General features: G+C 59.4%; 13 protein-coding genes. 4 read left to right on the top strand and 9 right to left on the bottom strand.

All coding sequences use genetic code 11. The annotated features are described in order from the left end of the window. Positions 1–5: 5 nt before the first annotated feature. Both AC1DM5_RS00065 and AC1DM5_RS00060 read right to left on the bottom strand, forming a co-directional pair. On the bottom strand, positions 6–2,000 hold the full coding sequence (locus AC1DM5_RS00065; RefSeq protein WP_477822984.1) for a glycosyltransferase family 2 protein: 1,995 nt from the start codon (positions 1,998–2,000) through the stop codon (positions 6–8). Further along, positions 1,982–3,214 carry an HlyD family secretion protein gene (locus tag AC1DM5_RS00060; protein WP_477822983.1) on the bottom strand — a complete coding sequence of 411 codons (1,233 nt, stop codon included), beginning with the start codon at positions 3,212–3,214 and terminating at the stop codon, positions 1,982–1,984. The genes AC1DM5_RS00065 and AC1DM5_RS00060 overlap by 19 nt, the downstream gene beginning before the upstream one ends. 442 nt (positions 3,215–3,656) lie before the next feature. Here AC1DM5_RS00060 and AC1DM5_RS00055 point away from each other — a divergent pair, with 442 nt between their 5' ends. Further along, positions 3,657–5,477: a heavy metal translocating P-type ATPase gene (locus AC1DM5_RS00055; RefSeq protein WP_477823022.1), complete on the top strand. Its 1,821-nt coding sequence runs from the start codon at positions 3,657–3,659 to the stop codon at positions 5,475–5,477. Positions 5,478–5,500: 23 nt separating this feature from the next. On the opposite strand, the gene AC1DM5_RS00050 is transcribed toward AC1DM5_RS00055, so the two are convergent. Together AC1DM5_RS00050 and AC1DM5_RS00045 are read right to left on the bottom strand one after the other, a co-directional pair. Continuing rightward, positions 5,501–5,971, bottom strand: coding sequence for a nucleoside deaminase (locus AC1DM5_RS00050; RefSeq protein ID WP_477823021.1), 471 nt, complete (start codon positions 5,969–5,971; stop codon positions 5,501–5,503). 249 nt (positions 5,972–6,220) lie between these two features. Continuing rightward, positions 6,221–7,054 carry a universal stress protein gene (locus AC1DM5_RS00045; RefSeq protein ID WP_477974415.1) on the bottom strand — a complete coding sequence of 278 codons (834 nt, stop codon included), beginning with the start codon at positions 7,052–7,054 and terminating at the stop codon, positions 6,221–6,223. Between the two features lie 194 nt (positions 7,055–7,248). On the opposite strand from AC1DM5_RS00045, the gene AC1DM5_RS00040 reads away from it, so the two are divergent. Further along, the gene (locus AC1DM5_RS00040; protein ID WP_477822981.1) at positions 7,249–8,130 is read left to right on the top strand and encodes an AraC family transcriptional regulator; all 882 of its coding nucleotides are present in this window, start codon (positions 7,249–7,251) and stop codon (positions 8,128–8,130) included. A gap of 79 nt (positions 8,131–8,209) precedes the next feature. Here the strand turns inward: AC1DM5_RS00040 and AC1DM5_RS00035 are convergent, their stop codons facing one another. Next, the gene (locus AC1DM5_RS00035; protein ID WP_477822980.1) at positions 8,210–8,647 is read right to left on the bottom strand and encodes a VOC family protein; all 438 of its coding nucleotides are present in this window, start codon (positions 8,645–8,647) and stop codon (positions 8,210–8,212) included. Positions 8,648–9,033: 386 nt separating this feature from the next. Beyond that, the gene (locus AC1DM5_RS00030) at positions 9,034–9,528 is read right to left on the bottom strand and encodes an N-acetyltransferase family protein (protein WP_477822979.1); all 495 of its coding nucleotides are present in this window, start codon (positions 9,526–9,528) and stop codon (positions 9,034–9,036) included. 66 nt (positions 9,529–9,594) lie between these two features. Here AC1DM5_RS00030 and AC1DM5_RS00025 point away from each other — a divergent pair, with 66 nt between their 5' ends. Next, positions 9,595–9,741: a hypothetical protein gene (locus AC1DM5_RS00025; protein ID WP_477822978.1), complete on the top strand. Its 147-nt coding sequence runs from the start codon at positions 9,595–9,597 to the stop codon at positions 9,739–9,741. A gap of 395 nt (positions 9,742–10,136) precedes the next feature. After that, entirely contained in the window at positions 10,137–10,763 is a 627-nt protein-coding gene (locus AC1DM5_RS00020; RefSeq protein WP_477822977.1) for a cysteine hydrolase family protein, read from the top strand. A gap of 73 nt (positions 10,764–10,836) precedes the next feature. On the opposite strand, the gene AC1DM5_RS00015 is transcribed toward AC1DM5_RS00020, so the two are convergent. From AC1DM5_RS00015 to AC1DM5_RS00005, 3 genes are all read right to left on the bottom strand, one after another. Next, positions 10,837–12,843 (bottom strand): ABC transporter ATP-binding protein/permease, encoded by a 2,007-nt coding sequence (locus AC1DM5_RS00015; protein ID WP_477974413.1) that lies wholly within the window; start codon positions 12,841–12,843, stop codon positions 10,837–10,839. Positions 12,844–13,060: 217 nt separating this feature from the next. Then, on the bottom strand, positions 13,061–13,414 hold the full coding sequence (locus AC1DM5_RS00010) for an antibiotic biosynthesis monooxygenase family protein (protein ID WP_477822975.1): 354 nt from the start codon (positions 13,412–13,414) through the stop codon (positions 13,061–13,063). A 155-nt stretch (positions 13,415–13,569) separates the two neighbouring features. After that, positions 13,570–13,908, bottom strand: a complete 339-nt coding sequence (locus AC1DM5_RS00005; RefSeq protein WP_477974411.1) for a hypothetical protein — start codon at positions 13,906–13,908, stop codon at positions 13,570–13,572. Positions 13,909–14,238: the final 330 nt, after the last annotated feature.

Below are 14,238 nucleotides of genomic sequence, written 5' to 3'. Positions count from 1 at the left end.
GTCGACTACAACGTGCGCGTTCGCCCGAACGACCGCAGAAGAAGATTAAGAGAGACCGCGACTTTATCGATGTCGCGAATGTCCTGCGAATACTGACCAGTGTAGAGTTTCACAATCATGCTGTCGCGAGCAGAGCCACTGAGTTCGAAATACAGGTGCAGGTAGTAAGATTGCTTGTCACCGCTGCGACTTATGCTCCTGCGTCGTTGGGTGACCTGTTTGAGCTCTGATTTGAACGGAGCAAAGCCGGGCAGTTTAAGCACGACGGATTTGGATTGAAATCGGGCCATGGTGGGGACTGCAACGACCGCCTTGTCCAGTGCCAAACTTACGATTTGGCCAGGGACATCGTCTACTACAGCGGGTTCATCGAGCTTGAACGCATGAAACAGGCGCCGGGGTTTCTCAAAGCAGATGAGTGACGCGATGAGCAAGACGACGATATTGATACCTGCCCACCAGGCCGCGACCGGTGAAAACTGGCCTTGTACATGCGACGTTTCCGGTACGATGTTGACCAGCAGACCAAAGACGGTGACCGTAATCATGCTTGCGATCCAGGCGAAGCTGTAGCGGTCGAACTGGTTCGACTCGTTGCCACTGCCCTTTGGCGTTACCCTGAACGGCTTGCCAAATGGTCGCACCAGGCTGGAGACCACGGTAGGCAACATGCGAAATGTCGCAAAGGTTCCGACGGCACTGGAAATCACAGGCAGATAGCGCGTCGGGGTGATCCACAGCATAAGCAGAAAATACGCCGCCAGCAGCGGCACCTGATGGGCCACATAATCGGCGATATCAGTGAAATAAAGCGGGATCAGGCCGAACCAGAGATAGACGATGGGAACAAGCAATATCATGAAGCGGACCAGATATTGCACGAGCCATGATGCGGGCAGGAACATGATCCGTTGAAAGAGCGTCAATCCCGGGCCGCGCAGCGGGCCGTTATAAAGGTAAAGGGTTTGAATTCCTCCCTGGCACCACCGTTCGCGCTGCACAAAATAACCGGTCAGGTTTTCGGCAGCCAATCCCATCGACAGCCGCTCGTTCAGGTAGCGCGTTTTGTAGCCTTTGTTGAGCATGGAAAGAGTTGTCAGCAGATCTTCCGTGATCGACTCCGTCGGAAACCCTCCTATCGCGTCAACGGCCTTGCGGCGGGCAATCGAGCATGACCCGCAGCAGAAGCTGACGTCCCAGGCGTCTCTGCTGGGCGCGATCTCGTCGAAGAACAAGCGCTGCTCGTCTGGCCAGATATTCTCCAAACCCAAGTTCGATTGCACCGGATCGACATTGAAGAAGTGCTGAGGTGTCTGGACGATGCCGATGCTTTCATCGCTGAAGAAGGGCAGAGTCCGGCGAAGGAAATGTCGATAGGGAACAAAATCGGCGTCGAAGACTGCAATAAACTCGCCCGAGCTGACCTTCAGCCCATTGTTCATATTGCCTGCTTTGGCGTGCTTGTTGTCGCCGCGAGTGACGTGGATGGCGTTCTTCTCTTCGCAATAGGCCTTCAGCCAGTCTCGGCGTTGATCGTCAAGCACATACACATTCAATTTGTCGGAAGGATAATCCAGCGACAGAGCGCCGATGATGGTTCGCTCGAGCACGTCGAGCGGCTCATTATAGGTGGGAATGAAAACATCGACAGTCGGAAGTTCACGTTGCTCTCGCGCAAAGAAAACGCTCGCCAGCCTGTCCGCTTCTGCGCTCCGGTCGACGTAGCGGCTCATCAATACCAGAAAAAGGATGACCTCGACGCAGGCCAGAATCTCCACGACGAAGAGGATCCAAACCCAGTAGAAATTCGCACCGTCGTTGGGATAGGGAAGCACTGTCTCCGCCAAGCGCCAGAACATGTATCGCAATGCGACTGCTGCGACAAACGCGCAGGTCACCGCCCGTGTCCAGCTGTGATGGCGCGACCAATTGAATGGCCCCAGGAAAAAGAAGGCTAAAACGAGAAATGTCGGAGCCAGCGCTACAAGATACTGAACCACAGGCTTTTGACCCAGTTGGACACGTCTATGCCATGCTTGGAAAACCGTACCTGCACTGTGCGCCCAACTTGGCAGGAGTTCGCGAAATCGTCGTTCATGAAGGATGGATCAAGGCGAACCCGAATACGGGCATTGCGCTGTGTCGACGGCGGCAAACTGGCGGCAAAGGAATCGGTCTCGACCAAAGCCGAGTTGCCTCTGACAGAAATGACCGTGCCCTTGAAGACATCGCTGCGACCGAACAAGCGCACCTGCGCGACAAGTCCAGGATAGATCTCGTCGTAATTGACCTCGGGAACAAGGATATCCACAAATAGCTCTCGACAGTCGAGGAGGCGCATCAGCTCGTCGTTCAGCACGACGTTCGAACCGTCGACGATACTCCTGCTCCAAACAACGCCGTCGAACGGCGCTATCGCGGTTGCGGATTCAAGGCTGTCGACACGGTTTCCCTCTTCGACCAACTGCTTTTGAACTTCAGTGGCTTTTGTCTCATTTTCCGCGATGCGTGAGTTCAAGTCGTTGATGCGAACGACAACCTCGTCCTCGCGCTGTCGCGAATATGGCACGTCATTCTGCCCGTCGCCGAAGACAAAGATTCCCTGGCGGACCGCATTGAGCCTTTGTTGCAATTGCTCGACAGTTAGATTGCTGATTTCGACTTCGCCGCCGGTCGCAGCTCCCGCGGCGCGCGCGGCCTCAACCAGCTTCTGCGTAAGTATGCCTTTTGACTCGAGCTCCATCCGACGGTTCAGGTCGACCTGCGCGACCAGATCCTGCGCTTGCGACACCTCGACTTTCTTCCGCAGGATTTCGACTTCGCGTTCGAGATTGGCAATGGTAGTCTGCTTGTAGACTTCCAATCTGGCAGATAATTCTTCGCGAAGCGCGGAAAGCTCCTCCCGTTCCTTTTTAAGTGCCGAGACGCGGTCGAGCGCCGTGTTGCGATCTGCCTCGAGCGAAGCGAGGATTGCGCGATTGACGCGCGTATTTCTGATTTCTGCGAGGGATTGCCCCCCTCTGACCGGGCTACCGACCTTGAGCGGTTCTTCCGCAATCGTGCCGTCGATAGGAGCATTGACAACAGCGAACCGCGCATTGACGGTGCCATCAAGGCTCGTAAAGCCGGTAATCGCTGGCAATGAGACGACAGCGATGATTGCCAGCAGCAGCAGACCAACGGTGATGCGTGTGATGCGATGGTTCCAGATCATGGTGTCATCCGAAGGTATCGCTTCGCCATCCATTGACCTGTCGATCTGGCACAATGAATGCAACTAAATCTTGCATAACCTAATGCAGCGAAACCTAATAGACAAGTGATGGTCGTATACGTTCGGCAGAAACAGGTCAGCCATGGACGAGGCGCCGCATTGAAAGCCTGCAGCGCCCATTAAGGGTTCCGGAACTCGCAGATGCGGCACTCGTGCCTCGGTTGCCGGCCCTCTACGGCCAGGCAGGCGCAGCTTGAGAGAGATCAAGGAAAAATCCTGTTATTGTGCCAAATTCCCGGGCGCGTAACCGGTGTCGGGCAGCGATTTCAGAGCATCGATCCTGCGCACCCGAAAGGAAAATGGGAGGCGTGCGACCATGAGCGTTCTGGACGAGACGAAGGCTTATCCCCGAATTCGCATTTTCGGGGAATTGCCGGCATGGATGCCCAGCATCGGCCTGAGGTCGACGATCATGGCGTCGGCATCCCTCATCGGTCTGTTGTTGGCTCTCTGTCTGTTCCTGCTTGGCTACGGTTCTGCAAGCCGGTTCGTGCTGGCGGCAAGCACCTGCACTGCTCTCGCATTCCTGTTGATCGACATCTTTGCCAAGCTCAGAAACGGCGATCTCGGTCTCGACCTGATCGCCGCGCTCGCTATGGGGGCGACCCTCTGGTTCGGCGAATATCTTGCAGGAGCGATCGTCGCCCTCATGTATGCCGGCGGCCAGTTTCTGGAAGCCTATGCGCATCGGCGTGCCGACGAAGGCATGACGGCCTTGCTGGCGCAGGTGCCGCGAACGGCACTTCGCCTGCGCCAGAATGGTATCGAAGAAGTCCCCATTCCGGAACTTGCAGTGGGTGATGTGCTGATGATCCGCAGAGGCGACGTCATCCCCGCAGACGGCACGCTGATGACAGGCCATGCATCGATCGATCAATCCGTCCTGACCGGCGAAGCCTTTCCGGTCATCGTCTCCGGCGGCGAGCGGATTTCGAGCGGCGCCACCAATGCCGGGGACGCGATCGAGATCAGGGTGGAAAGCCGCGCCGAGGACAGTACCTATTCCGGCATCGTCAAACTGGTCGAAGCATCGAAGCGTTCCAAGGCGCAGATAGCGCGGCTGGCCGATCGATATGCAATCGCCTTTCTTCTGCTGACGCTGGCAATCGCGCTCGGCGCCGCCATCCTGTCCGGTGACATGGCGCGGATCGTCGCGGTTCTCGTCGTTGCGACCCCCTGCCCGCTGATCCTCGCCGTTCCCGTCGCCCTTGCGGCCGGAACCTCGAAGGCAGCAAAGGCGGGTGTGCTGGTGAAGGGTGCAGGGCCGCTGGAGATCCTGGCCGACGCCTCCGTCGCGGTCTTCGACAAGACCGGCACGCTGACGGCGGGCGATCCCGAGGTCGTCTCGATCGACGGGCCGGAAGGCCCGGACAGGATCTTGCGGCTTGCCGCCTCGCTGGACCAGGCATCCTCGCATGTCGTCGGCCGCGCGATCGTCAGGGAGGCGCAGAAACGCAACTTGGTCCTGTCACGCCCGGTGGAGGTGACGGAGCTTCCGGGCGCCGGCATCTCCGGGCTTGTCGACGGTATCAGGGTGAGCGTTGGCGGCGATACCTATTTCACGCCCGATGGCAGGCCGCCGCGTGCCCCCGAGAAAAAAGGCACAATGCAGGCAAGCGTCTTCATCAATGGCCGGCTTGCCGGCGAAATCGGCTTCGAGGATCGCCTGCGTGGCGATGCCGTCGAACTTGTGGCCAAGCTCCGCAAGCTGGGTTTTGGCAGGATCGTGCTTGCGAGCGGCGATGAGCGCAGCGTCGCCGCCGCTATTGCCGGCTCGCTGTCGCTGGATGCCGTCGAGGCGCGATTGTCCCCCGTCGAGAAGGTCGAGGTCATCGCCAGGGAACGCGAGGCGAGTAAACGCCTGGGCGGAAAGGTTCTCATGGTCGGCGACGGCGTCAACGATGCTCCCGCACTCGCAGCAGCCGATGTCGGCATCGCCGTTGGCGCCACCAATCTTGCAGCTGCAGCCGAAGCCGCCGACATCGTCCTGATCCGCAACGATCTGGGCAGGATCGCCTCGGCCATCGAAATAGCCAGACGCTCCCGCGCCATCGCCGTCCAGAGCATTTTCGCGGGCATCGGCCTCTCGCTCGTCGCCATGATATTCGCCGGCGCCGGTTTCCTGCCACCGGTCACGGGGGCCATGCTGCAGGAGGTAATCGATGTGGCCGTGATCCTGAACGCGCTGCGGGCGCTGCGCTAAAGCGCTTCAGCTGAGCTGAGGCTCTAAGCCTTGCCCAGATGCTTCGGCCAGAATTCCTGATGGACTTCGGCGGCTTCGTCTTCGAGGTTCGGTCCATCGACAGTGACGATGCGCGCGCCGGTTTGCAACACCGACCGGCTCGGCACGTTCAACCCGATCCCGGCAATCTCGCCAAGCCGCGCTTCGGAGCACGCAAACACCATACGCCCGATGCCGGACCAGTAAATCGCCCCGGAGCACATCGCGCACGGCTCCGTGCTGGTGTAGAGCGTGCAGTCGGCAAGATATGCAGTGTCGTAATGCTGTGCCGCCAGTTTGATCAGGTTCATCTCGGCGTGGTTCGTCATATCGTGACCGGTGAAGACGCTGTTTTCGGCGCGCAGGATGACTTTGCCGTCCTTCACCAGCACGGAGCCGAACGGTTCGTCTCCCTGTTCCACCGCGGATTTCGAGAGCGCAATCGCCTCGCGTAAAAACGGCTCATGGTTTTCCATCAAAGTCTCCCCCTCTAAAGCTAGAGCGGGATGATCTTCCATTGGATTGGAGAGATTTCCAAGGGCTACAAATGGGGTACAAGGCGCCGATCCGTATCGCCGCGCCGTCATCGTCCGGCTCCAGTCAATGAGTCCTGAGCCTGCCGGGGAACCGGCAGAAACAGACGATGTCGCCGTCAACTGCGCCCATCGGGATCTCAGATGACGGCGACGAACTTAATCGGTTCTCTGGTCTCCCGAGCGGGCGGCTCAGTGGGCGAGGAACAATGGCAGCTGGCACTCCTCGATCATCCTGCGGGTCACGCCGCCGAACAGGCTCTGCTGCCATCTCGGGTGGTTGTAGGCGCCCATGACAATCAGGTCTGCGCCCATATCCACCGCATGCCTGGTGATGATCGCGTCCGCGCTCCTGCCTTCGCTCGAAAGGCGATCGACCTGGACGTTGACGCCATGGCGGGCAAGGAAGGCTGCTATATCGGCACCCGGCTCTTCGCCGTTCGTGCGCATGCGCGCGACCGGGTCGACCATGGTCACATGAACGATCTCGGCTCTTTCCAGAAGATCGAGCGACTGGCGGGCGGCCCGCGCCGCCTCGTTGCTGGAATCCCATGCCAGCACAACAGCCCTTGGCGACGTGGTGACGGCCTTTCGCCCGCGGTTGATCAGGATCGGCGTCGGCGCCTGGAAGAGCGCGCCATCGAAGATCCGCTTTCTGAGGTCGGCATCCTCGGCCGCGTCAGGTCCCAGAAGCACGATATCGGCATAGAGTGCGCGCTGGGCGATATCCTCGTCGGCCCATGCAAATTCCGTGTAGAGATCCTGGACTTCGAACGAGAGGTCGCTGTCTGCAAGCACCTCCTTTATTTTCGCAGCCGTCGTCGCGAGTTCGTCGATCTCCCGCTGCCGCTCATCCAGCCAGATGGTGGAGATGGCATCGTATTGACCGAGTGACGGGGCCGCACCGATGGAAACGGCGAGCGCGGTCAGATGTGCCCCATAAGTGGCGCAGAAGCTCGTCGCGCTTTTCAGGTCCTGCTCGTATTTGTTGCTCTTGAGGATACCAAGAACTGTCGTAATGGCCATGATGGCTGTCCTCCGTGATGGATGTCACAACGGTAGCGGTCCGAACCGGCGCAGTCTTTGACATCGGTCAACAACGATCCGCCTCCCCCTTTTCGCCATTGTCGACGGTCTGCGACCCGTGACAAAACCGCAAGATCGGTCGAGCGCGTCATGTCTGCCTGCGCTTAGTTGGTGCGGCCACGGAGGACGGAACGATGAAGGCGGCGCTTCAGAACTACCATGCCCGGATGCAGCGGGTGCTGGATCACATAGACCGGCATCTGGACGACGATCTGGACCTGGACGCGCTGAGCAGCGTCGCGGCCTACTCGAAATATCATCTGCACCGGCAGTTCACGGCGACCTTCGGTCTGTCCCTGCATCGCTATATCCAGCTCGCCCGCATGAAGCGCGCTTCATACCGGCTGGCCTACAGGGATGCAGAGAGCGTCACCGACATAGCGATGGACGCCGGTTATGATGCACCGGATGCCTTTGCCCGCGCCTTTCGGCAACGGTTCGGGCAATCGCCTTCGTCGTTCCGGAAGTCTCCCGACTGGGAGCCGTGGCTTGCGGCCTTCGGGCCTTTCGACAACGCAAGGAGCAAGCTCATGCAGAAGACTTTTAGTGATGACGACGTGACGATACGCGATGTGCCCGCCATACCGGTGGCGATCATAGAGCATCGGGGCGATCCGGCAACGCTCGGCACCAGCATCCAGCGGTTCATCGCCTGGCGCAAGGCCGCCGGCCTGCACCCCAGGACAAGCCCGACCTTCACCGTCTGGCGTTCCGAGCGGCGTCCGGCGTCGCCTGCAGATTACAGCGTCGACCTTTGTGTCGGGACCGGCCAGCCGATCGAGGCTGATGGCGGTGAGATCAAGGCCGGCGAGATCCCTGGCGGGCGCTGTGCGGTACTTCGCGTCATCGGCAATACCGACAATCTGGAACCCGCCGCGCTCTACCTCTATCGCGACTGGCTTCCGGCGAGCGGCGAGGAAGCACGCGACTTCCCGATCTATTGCCAGCGGCTGAGCTTCCCTGCGGAAGTGCCGGAGCATGAGGCGGTCGCGGACCTGTTTCTGCCGCTGAAATAGCGCCCTGCGACGGCGGCCTGTCCCCTCCGATCGCAGGGAAATGGACAGGCCGCGATCCCGCCAATCGTGGAGGATGCGCTCAGCCGAGTTCCTGGGCTAATCCGATGAGAATCCCTTCAGGCCCACGGATGTAGCAGAGCCGATACGCGTCTCTATACTGGACGACGTCGCCGACGAGCTGCGCGCCGCGCGTGCGCAGCCTTTCAAGCGTCTCGTCGATGTCATCGACGGCGAACATGACGCGGAGGTAGCCGAGCGCGTTGACCGGGGCGTTGCGGTGATCTGCGACGACATCAGGCTTGAGGAAGCGGGAGAGCTCGAGCCGGCTATGGCCATCAGGTGTGCGCATCATGGCAATCTCGACATGCTGATCGCCCAGTCCGGTGATACGTCCGGCCCATTCTCCTTCGACCATGGCCCGCCCTTCGAGCTCGAGGCCAAGTTCGCGAAAGAAATCAATCGCCTCTCCGAGGTCTTCGACGACGATTCCTACATTGTCCATCCGCTTGAGCGCCATGTTTTCCATCTCCAAGCTGTCGTTTCAATCTGCGAGGTGTCGCCTCGTCGAACAAAGGACGTTTGAGGCGCCCCAACACCGACAGCCGTCCAGGCGAATTCGCTGCTGTCGACATCGGAAGCTTGAATCATGGACCGCCTCAAACCGCCACCCCGTTTCCAAACGGTCTCCTGGAGCGATTCCGGACGCAAAACCGCTGCGCACTTTGGCTGGAATTGCCCTAGCAGTCCGGGCGCGGCCAAGGCCCGGCAGGCAGTCGATGCTGGGTAGGATCATGGTCAATGGATAACGCAACACCGCGCACGCGCCCTTCGATATCATGGGCGCGATGATGTTCGATCGAGAGAATGTCGATAGAGGTCGCGCATCCTCTGTCTTGCGGTGCTCTACGATGCCGATGACATCAGGTTTTTCTGAAAGCGATGCGTTTGTACCGCAAACCGGTCGGCAATGCCTTTTGGCACCCATAGAAAATCTTCAAACGTCCGGGACAGCACCCATCCCTGTCGCTGGTAGAAATTCTCGGCGCGAATGTTGCCCGCCGTACAAAAGAGCTCGGCCTCCCGCACGCCGTTTTCCGAGACCTTTCGTTCCGCGAAGGACAACAGGTCTTGCGCCAGGCCTTGGCCGCGCGCACGCCTGCCGACATAGAGCTTGACGATTTCCGAGCCTTTTATCGACACGAACCCTTGCAGTTCACTGTCCACGGCGACGTAAAAAGCGTCTCGCGCTTCGCTGAGCCACGTCCCGAAATCGCCTATCTTTCTAAAGGCCAGAACCGCGGGCGGAACGAGGGCGGCGTGGGCATCATGCCACCCCTCATGCCACAGGCGCACGATATCCGCCTGGTTCGCCGCCTCCGCCGGCCGAATGATGAGCACGCGATTACCTTCCAAATTTGCGGTTAAACGTCGGGAGCGTTCGACACACGCCAGCAGGCGCGTTTAATGGCACAGCGCAGCCGTGCGCACGCGCCCATCGATGTCATGGGCGCGATGATGTTCGACCGAGAGAATGTCGATCAGGTCGGCGAGTTTGAAATGGTGCTCGCAGCCGCCAACGTCGATGTGAATCTGGTTGCCGCTAATGTGTAAGCCGACGGCAACGAAGTTTCTCTCTTCACCTTCATCCAATACCGATACAATAAACAGAGGCCCCTCCCTCTTTCGCTTATCCCTTTTTATAGAGTAAATCCGTGAATTCTTTATTATTAGCAGTTAATAATAATTTGTACTCAATACATTGCTATAATTCAATATGCGGCAGGCGGAAATGCGCCCTTGCGGCCATTTGCCGATCAGAGGCAGGCGAGCCAAATGCTGCCCTGTCTTCGAATTCTGCAGACGCTGAGACCCGGATGGCATCAGGATCGTCAGAGCATTCTCTTTTCGCCGATAGCGGCAACTGGACCGCGCGAGCGTCGGATCGCTGTTCAAATGGAGATCCATGCCCTACTTAAGGGCGGTCACCATTGTCAGGGAACGCGCCAATGACGATACCCACGGCACTTGCAGACTGGCTTTCTCCCGATCGAACCGCATTGCTGGTCTACGATATGCAGATCGGCATTGCCCGGCAGGTGGCGGGATCGGAAGAGACGAGCCGTCGCATCGTTGAGATTGTCGCTGCCGCCAGACGCGCCGGGATGAGAATTGCCTTCTGCCGCCATCTTTCCCTACCCAAGCCTTGGATGGGGTTGTTTGCGACGCGCATGGCAATGGCATGGCAACGCACCGATGACCCCGAGGCTGTGAAGCCGTGGTTCCCGAGGGACAGCGAAGCGGTTCAGATCATTCCGGAACTCCATCCGCAGGAGCAGGATTTCGTGTTCGACAAGCTCGGAATGTCGGCTTTTGCGGGAACGCCGCTCGAAATCGCCATGCGGGATGCCGGTCTTTCGGCATTGGCGATCTGCGGAATTGCGATGGAGATCGGCATAGAGCCGACTTGCCGCCACGCCGCCGACCTCGGCATCGTCCCGATCCTGATCGAAGACGCGTGCGGATATGGGGACGCGGAAGCCGCCAGACGATCCGTCGACTCCCTCCGCTTCATGGGCGACACCATTCTGTCGAATAAGCAGGAATTCCTGTCAGCCGTCGCTCGTCCGCGGTAGCGCCGGCCCGGGCACGGAACTCCGCCAAGCCATCTGCGCGGAGGCTGCGATTTGGAAGCCCGCCAAGGGGACATCACTTCTTCTTACGGGACAATTCCGCCTCGCTCGTGCCCATACTACCTTTCGCCAGGGAGCGCGGGCTTTCCAAAAGGCGCGAAAGCACATTCCGTTTTCTCTTGCGCGGGATGAGATCGATATCGCTCACGAGCTTGGCGCCTCCCTCGCGCCGCTCCAGGGTGATCTTGCGGCTATGGAAGACTTCGAGCTCGGCGCGATGCGCCACACTGACGATGGTAACCTTGGGCAATTCCTCGATCACCATCTCCATCATCCTGTCCTGGCTCTTCTCATCGAGCGCCGAGGTCGCCTCATCGAGCACGATGATGTCAGGGTTGTGGAGCAGCAGGCGCGCGAAGGCCAGCCGCTGCTTTTCGCCGCCTGACAGGATCTGGTCCCACGGCGCCTCTTCCTCAAGCTTCTCGTTCAGATAGTCGAGCCCGACCTTCTGAAGGGCCGTTTTGATCTCATCCAGCGGCCAGCCGTCAGCGGCCTTGGGATAGGCGACGGCGCGGCGCAGCGTGCCCGAGGGGATATAGGGTCGCTGCGGCAGCATGAACAATTGCCTGTCGGCATGGAAATCGACGCTGCCGCGACCCCAGGGCCAGAGACCTGAAATGGCGCGGACCAGCGTGCTCTTGCCCGAACCGGATTCGCCCGCAACCAGCACCCGCTCGCCCGGCTCAATCTCGACCTGCGTTTCCGTGACCACGGCCGTGCCGTCGTCCAGCGATACGGCGAGATCGTTGAGGCTCAGCATCGCCTCGCCTTCCGTCTCGCCATGCTGGATGCGCCCGAGCGCGTCGCTCTGTTCGGCCCGCTCCAGCCCGTCGAGCGACATCATCAGCGAGGCGACACGACGCGCGCAGGCGTTCCAGTCGGCAAGCCGCGGATAGTTATCGACCAGCCATCCGAAGGCGGTCTGAACGATGGCAAAGGCTGACGCAGCCTGCATCACCTCACCCAGCGTCATGCTACCTTCGAGAAATTTCGGCGCGCAGAGCAGCACCGGAACGACGGGTGCAATCAGCATCGACCCATGCGACACGAAGGTCGTGCGCATATACTGGTGGGCAAGCTGCGCCCATTGGCGGAGCACATTGGTGAATGTCTTGTCGAGGTCGTTGCGCTCCTCCTCCTCGCCGCCGAGAAGTGCGATGCTCTCGCCGTTTTCGCGCACATGCGTCAGCGTGTAGCGAAACTCGGCCTCCACCTGGTTCTTGACCTCGGAAACCCTAACGAAATGCCGGCCGATCACCGCGATCGTCGTGGAGGTGATCGCAGCGTAGAGCACTGCCGTAACGACCAGAAAGCCGGGAATGGTGATCGACATCCCGCCGATCGGAAGGGTCAGGGCACCACCGATCGTCCACAGAACCACGATGAAGGTCGAAGCCGAGAGAAAGGCCGAGATGACGCCGGCGGTGAAATCGACGGGCGATTCCGTTGCGATCCGCAGATCCTCGGAGATGCGCGCCTCCGGGTTCTTGTGATCGCCGCCGATGAGGTTCAGCTGATAGTAACGGCCGTTGGCAAGCCAGCGCGCAATGAGAGCGGTCGCCAGCCAGCGGCGCCAATGTCGCTGGATCATCATGCGGACATAGACTTGCGACGTCACGAGAACGACACTGCCGGCCACGAGCGGCAGGAAGACGGCGCTCAGATAATAGACGGTGGCGGCATCGTGCCGCTCTATGGCGTCGAATATGCCGCGGTTCCACCTGTTGATCCCATACTGGAACCCGACATTCATGCCGATCATGACCAGCAGCCCGATGGAACAGGGCCAGGCGAAGCCATCGCCGCTGCGGCCCCAATAGCCGCGGGCGCTGATCCAGAAACGCTTCAGCAGATATTTCTTGCGCGCCTGCTCGGCCTCCTCCGGTGTCAGATCCGGATCGGGTTCGATAACATCTGGCGGCGGCGCGACTTCGACAGTCGATGCCTTCCCCTGGGGTGTCTCCTCGGCACCATCAGGCTTGGCGCCGTCGACCGATTTCGGCTTCAGTTTTGCGTCGGTCATGCGAGCGAAAACGGATTACCGATCGAAAGGTTTCACGAGGGAGGCAAAGCTTGATGCTTGCCGGAAACCGGAAGGTGGATCGACGGCTTCGACCGGATCGATGTGTCGGGGAGAACCCCGAACCAGGACACAATCAGCACGCGAAAATCCACTATTCGGCAGCAGATGCCACCATGACCGCAACCGGGCACCTAACAGTTATCGAGTTGCGCTTCCATTATGTGGCACTCGCCATCTGTTGGCCCCCGTTGTCAAACCCGTAGGCTCGCTGAACAACAGCGACCCGAATTTCGTATTTCGAGTACCAGTCTTTGCGGCCTCTTCGTTGTGCTTCAACATGGTCGACGACGGCCTTCCATGCGCGGATACTGTCTTCGTCTTTCCAGAATGATACCAGTATTCCGAAGCCATCTGCATCGCGAGCGCTTTCGAAGCCAAGATACCCCGGTTGTTGACTAGCAAGTTCGGTCATTGCGTAACCAATATCGCCATAACCATCGTCTACATTTGTTCGCTGCGATGTGAAGCTAACCATATAGTATGGTGGTTCTGGCAGGGCGGCTATCTGCATGTGATTTCCTCTGTTTTCGAGGCAGAAGTTACTTGCGCAATCCATTTTACATCCATTTCGGCGGGACCGCTAAGTCTGCTTTCGGGCCTGAAACAGACATCCGCTGCCTCCCCTGGAGAGATGATCGGAAGTGGATGATGCTCGCCCGCAAGAGTTCAGGTTAMAAACGGCATGATATCGACCCCGTCACCAGGAAACACGGTGATGTGCGGATGGTCCTCGAACATTCGTGCGGCGGCATCAGCGGTTTCCGCCTGAACCACGAGATAGCCGCAGAATGGATTCACGGCTTCGGCGACGCCATCCCTGGTTATGCGCGTCGTCTTGCCCACCATGCCACCCCGATCAAGGATGGACGCAGCATGTTTTTCCTCCCACGCCGCCCACTGCGCTATGCCAACGGTGTCGATAGCATCCTGCTCGGCTTTGGGCAGGCTTCGGAAGGACGCAAGGTCTTCAGGCTTCATGGTGTAAACGGCAAGAAAACGCGTCATTGGCGCTACCTCCTATGCTCAATGGCTTGTCAGCTTACACGTCACTCGTCGGAAATCATCCGCGTAGACCTATAAAAATGGCGGCTTCGAGGGCGCAAAGCGGTCGTCTACGCCAAGATCGGCAGACAGCGACTTCGGGCCGTTGGCGGACGCCGGCCGGCTTGCGATAGATGACCGACTCGGGGCCGACGAACGAACCCGCTGCGCGGGAGGGCGTCTGCGGTTGAGGTAGAGGGCGCGGGCTGGAGATTGCGCCTGGATTGAACGTCGTCCGGCAAGGGCAGAGCATGACGAGCTTCTTCAACAAAGGAGCATGATCATGCAGTCCCC

Source organism: Rhizobium sp. 01T437, assembly GCF_056398505.1.
This window is presented reverse-complemented; position numbering and strand designations above follow the sequence as displayed.

Coding starts and splice junctions, on each gene's coding strand:
- AC1DM5_RS00055 (WP_477823022.1), top strand. CDS start 3,657: ATGCCCAGCATCGGCCTGAGGTCGACGATCATGGCGTCGGCATCCCTC.
- AC1DM5_RS00025 (WP_477822978.1), top strand. CDS start 9,595: ATGGCACAGCGCAGCCGTGCGCACGCGCCCATCGATGTCATGGGCGCG.
- AC1DM5_RS00060 (WP_477822983.1), bottom strand. CDS start 3,214: ATGATCTGGAACCATCGCATCACACGCATCACCGTTGGTCTGCTGCTG.
- AC1DM5_RS00050 (WP_477823021.1), bottom strand. CDS start 5,971: ATGGAAAACCATGAGCCGTTTTTACGCGAGGCGATTGCGCTCTCGAAA.
- AC1DM5_RS00010 (WP_477822975.1), bottom strand. CDS start 13,414: ATGCAGATAGCCGCCCTGCCAGAACCACCATACTATATGGTTAGCTTC.
- AC1DM5_RS00020 (WP_477822977.1), top strand. CDS start 10,137: ATGACGATACCCACGGCACTTGCAGACTGGCTTTCTCCCGATCGAACC.
- AC1DM5_RS00045 (WP_477974415.1), bottom strand. CDS start 7,054: ATGGCCATTACGACAGTTCTTGGTATCCTCAAGAGCAACAAATACGAG.
- AC1DM5_RS00035 (WP_477822980.1), bottom strand. CDS start 8,647: ATGGCGCTCAAGCGGATGGACAATGTAGGAATCGTCGTCGAAGACCTC.
- AC1DM5_RS00040 (WP_477822981.1), top strand. CDS start 7,249: ATGAAGGCGGCGCTTCAGAACTACCATGCCCGGATGCAGCGGGTGCTG.
- AC1DM5_RS00015 (WP_477974413.1), bottom strand. CDS start 12,843: ATGACCGACGCAAAACTGAAGCCGAAATCGGTCGACGGCGCCAAGCCT.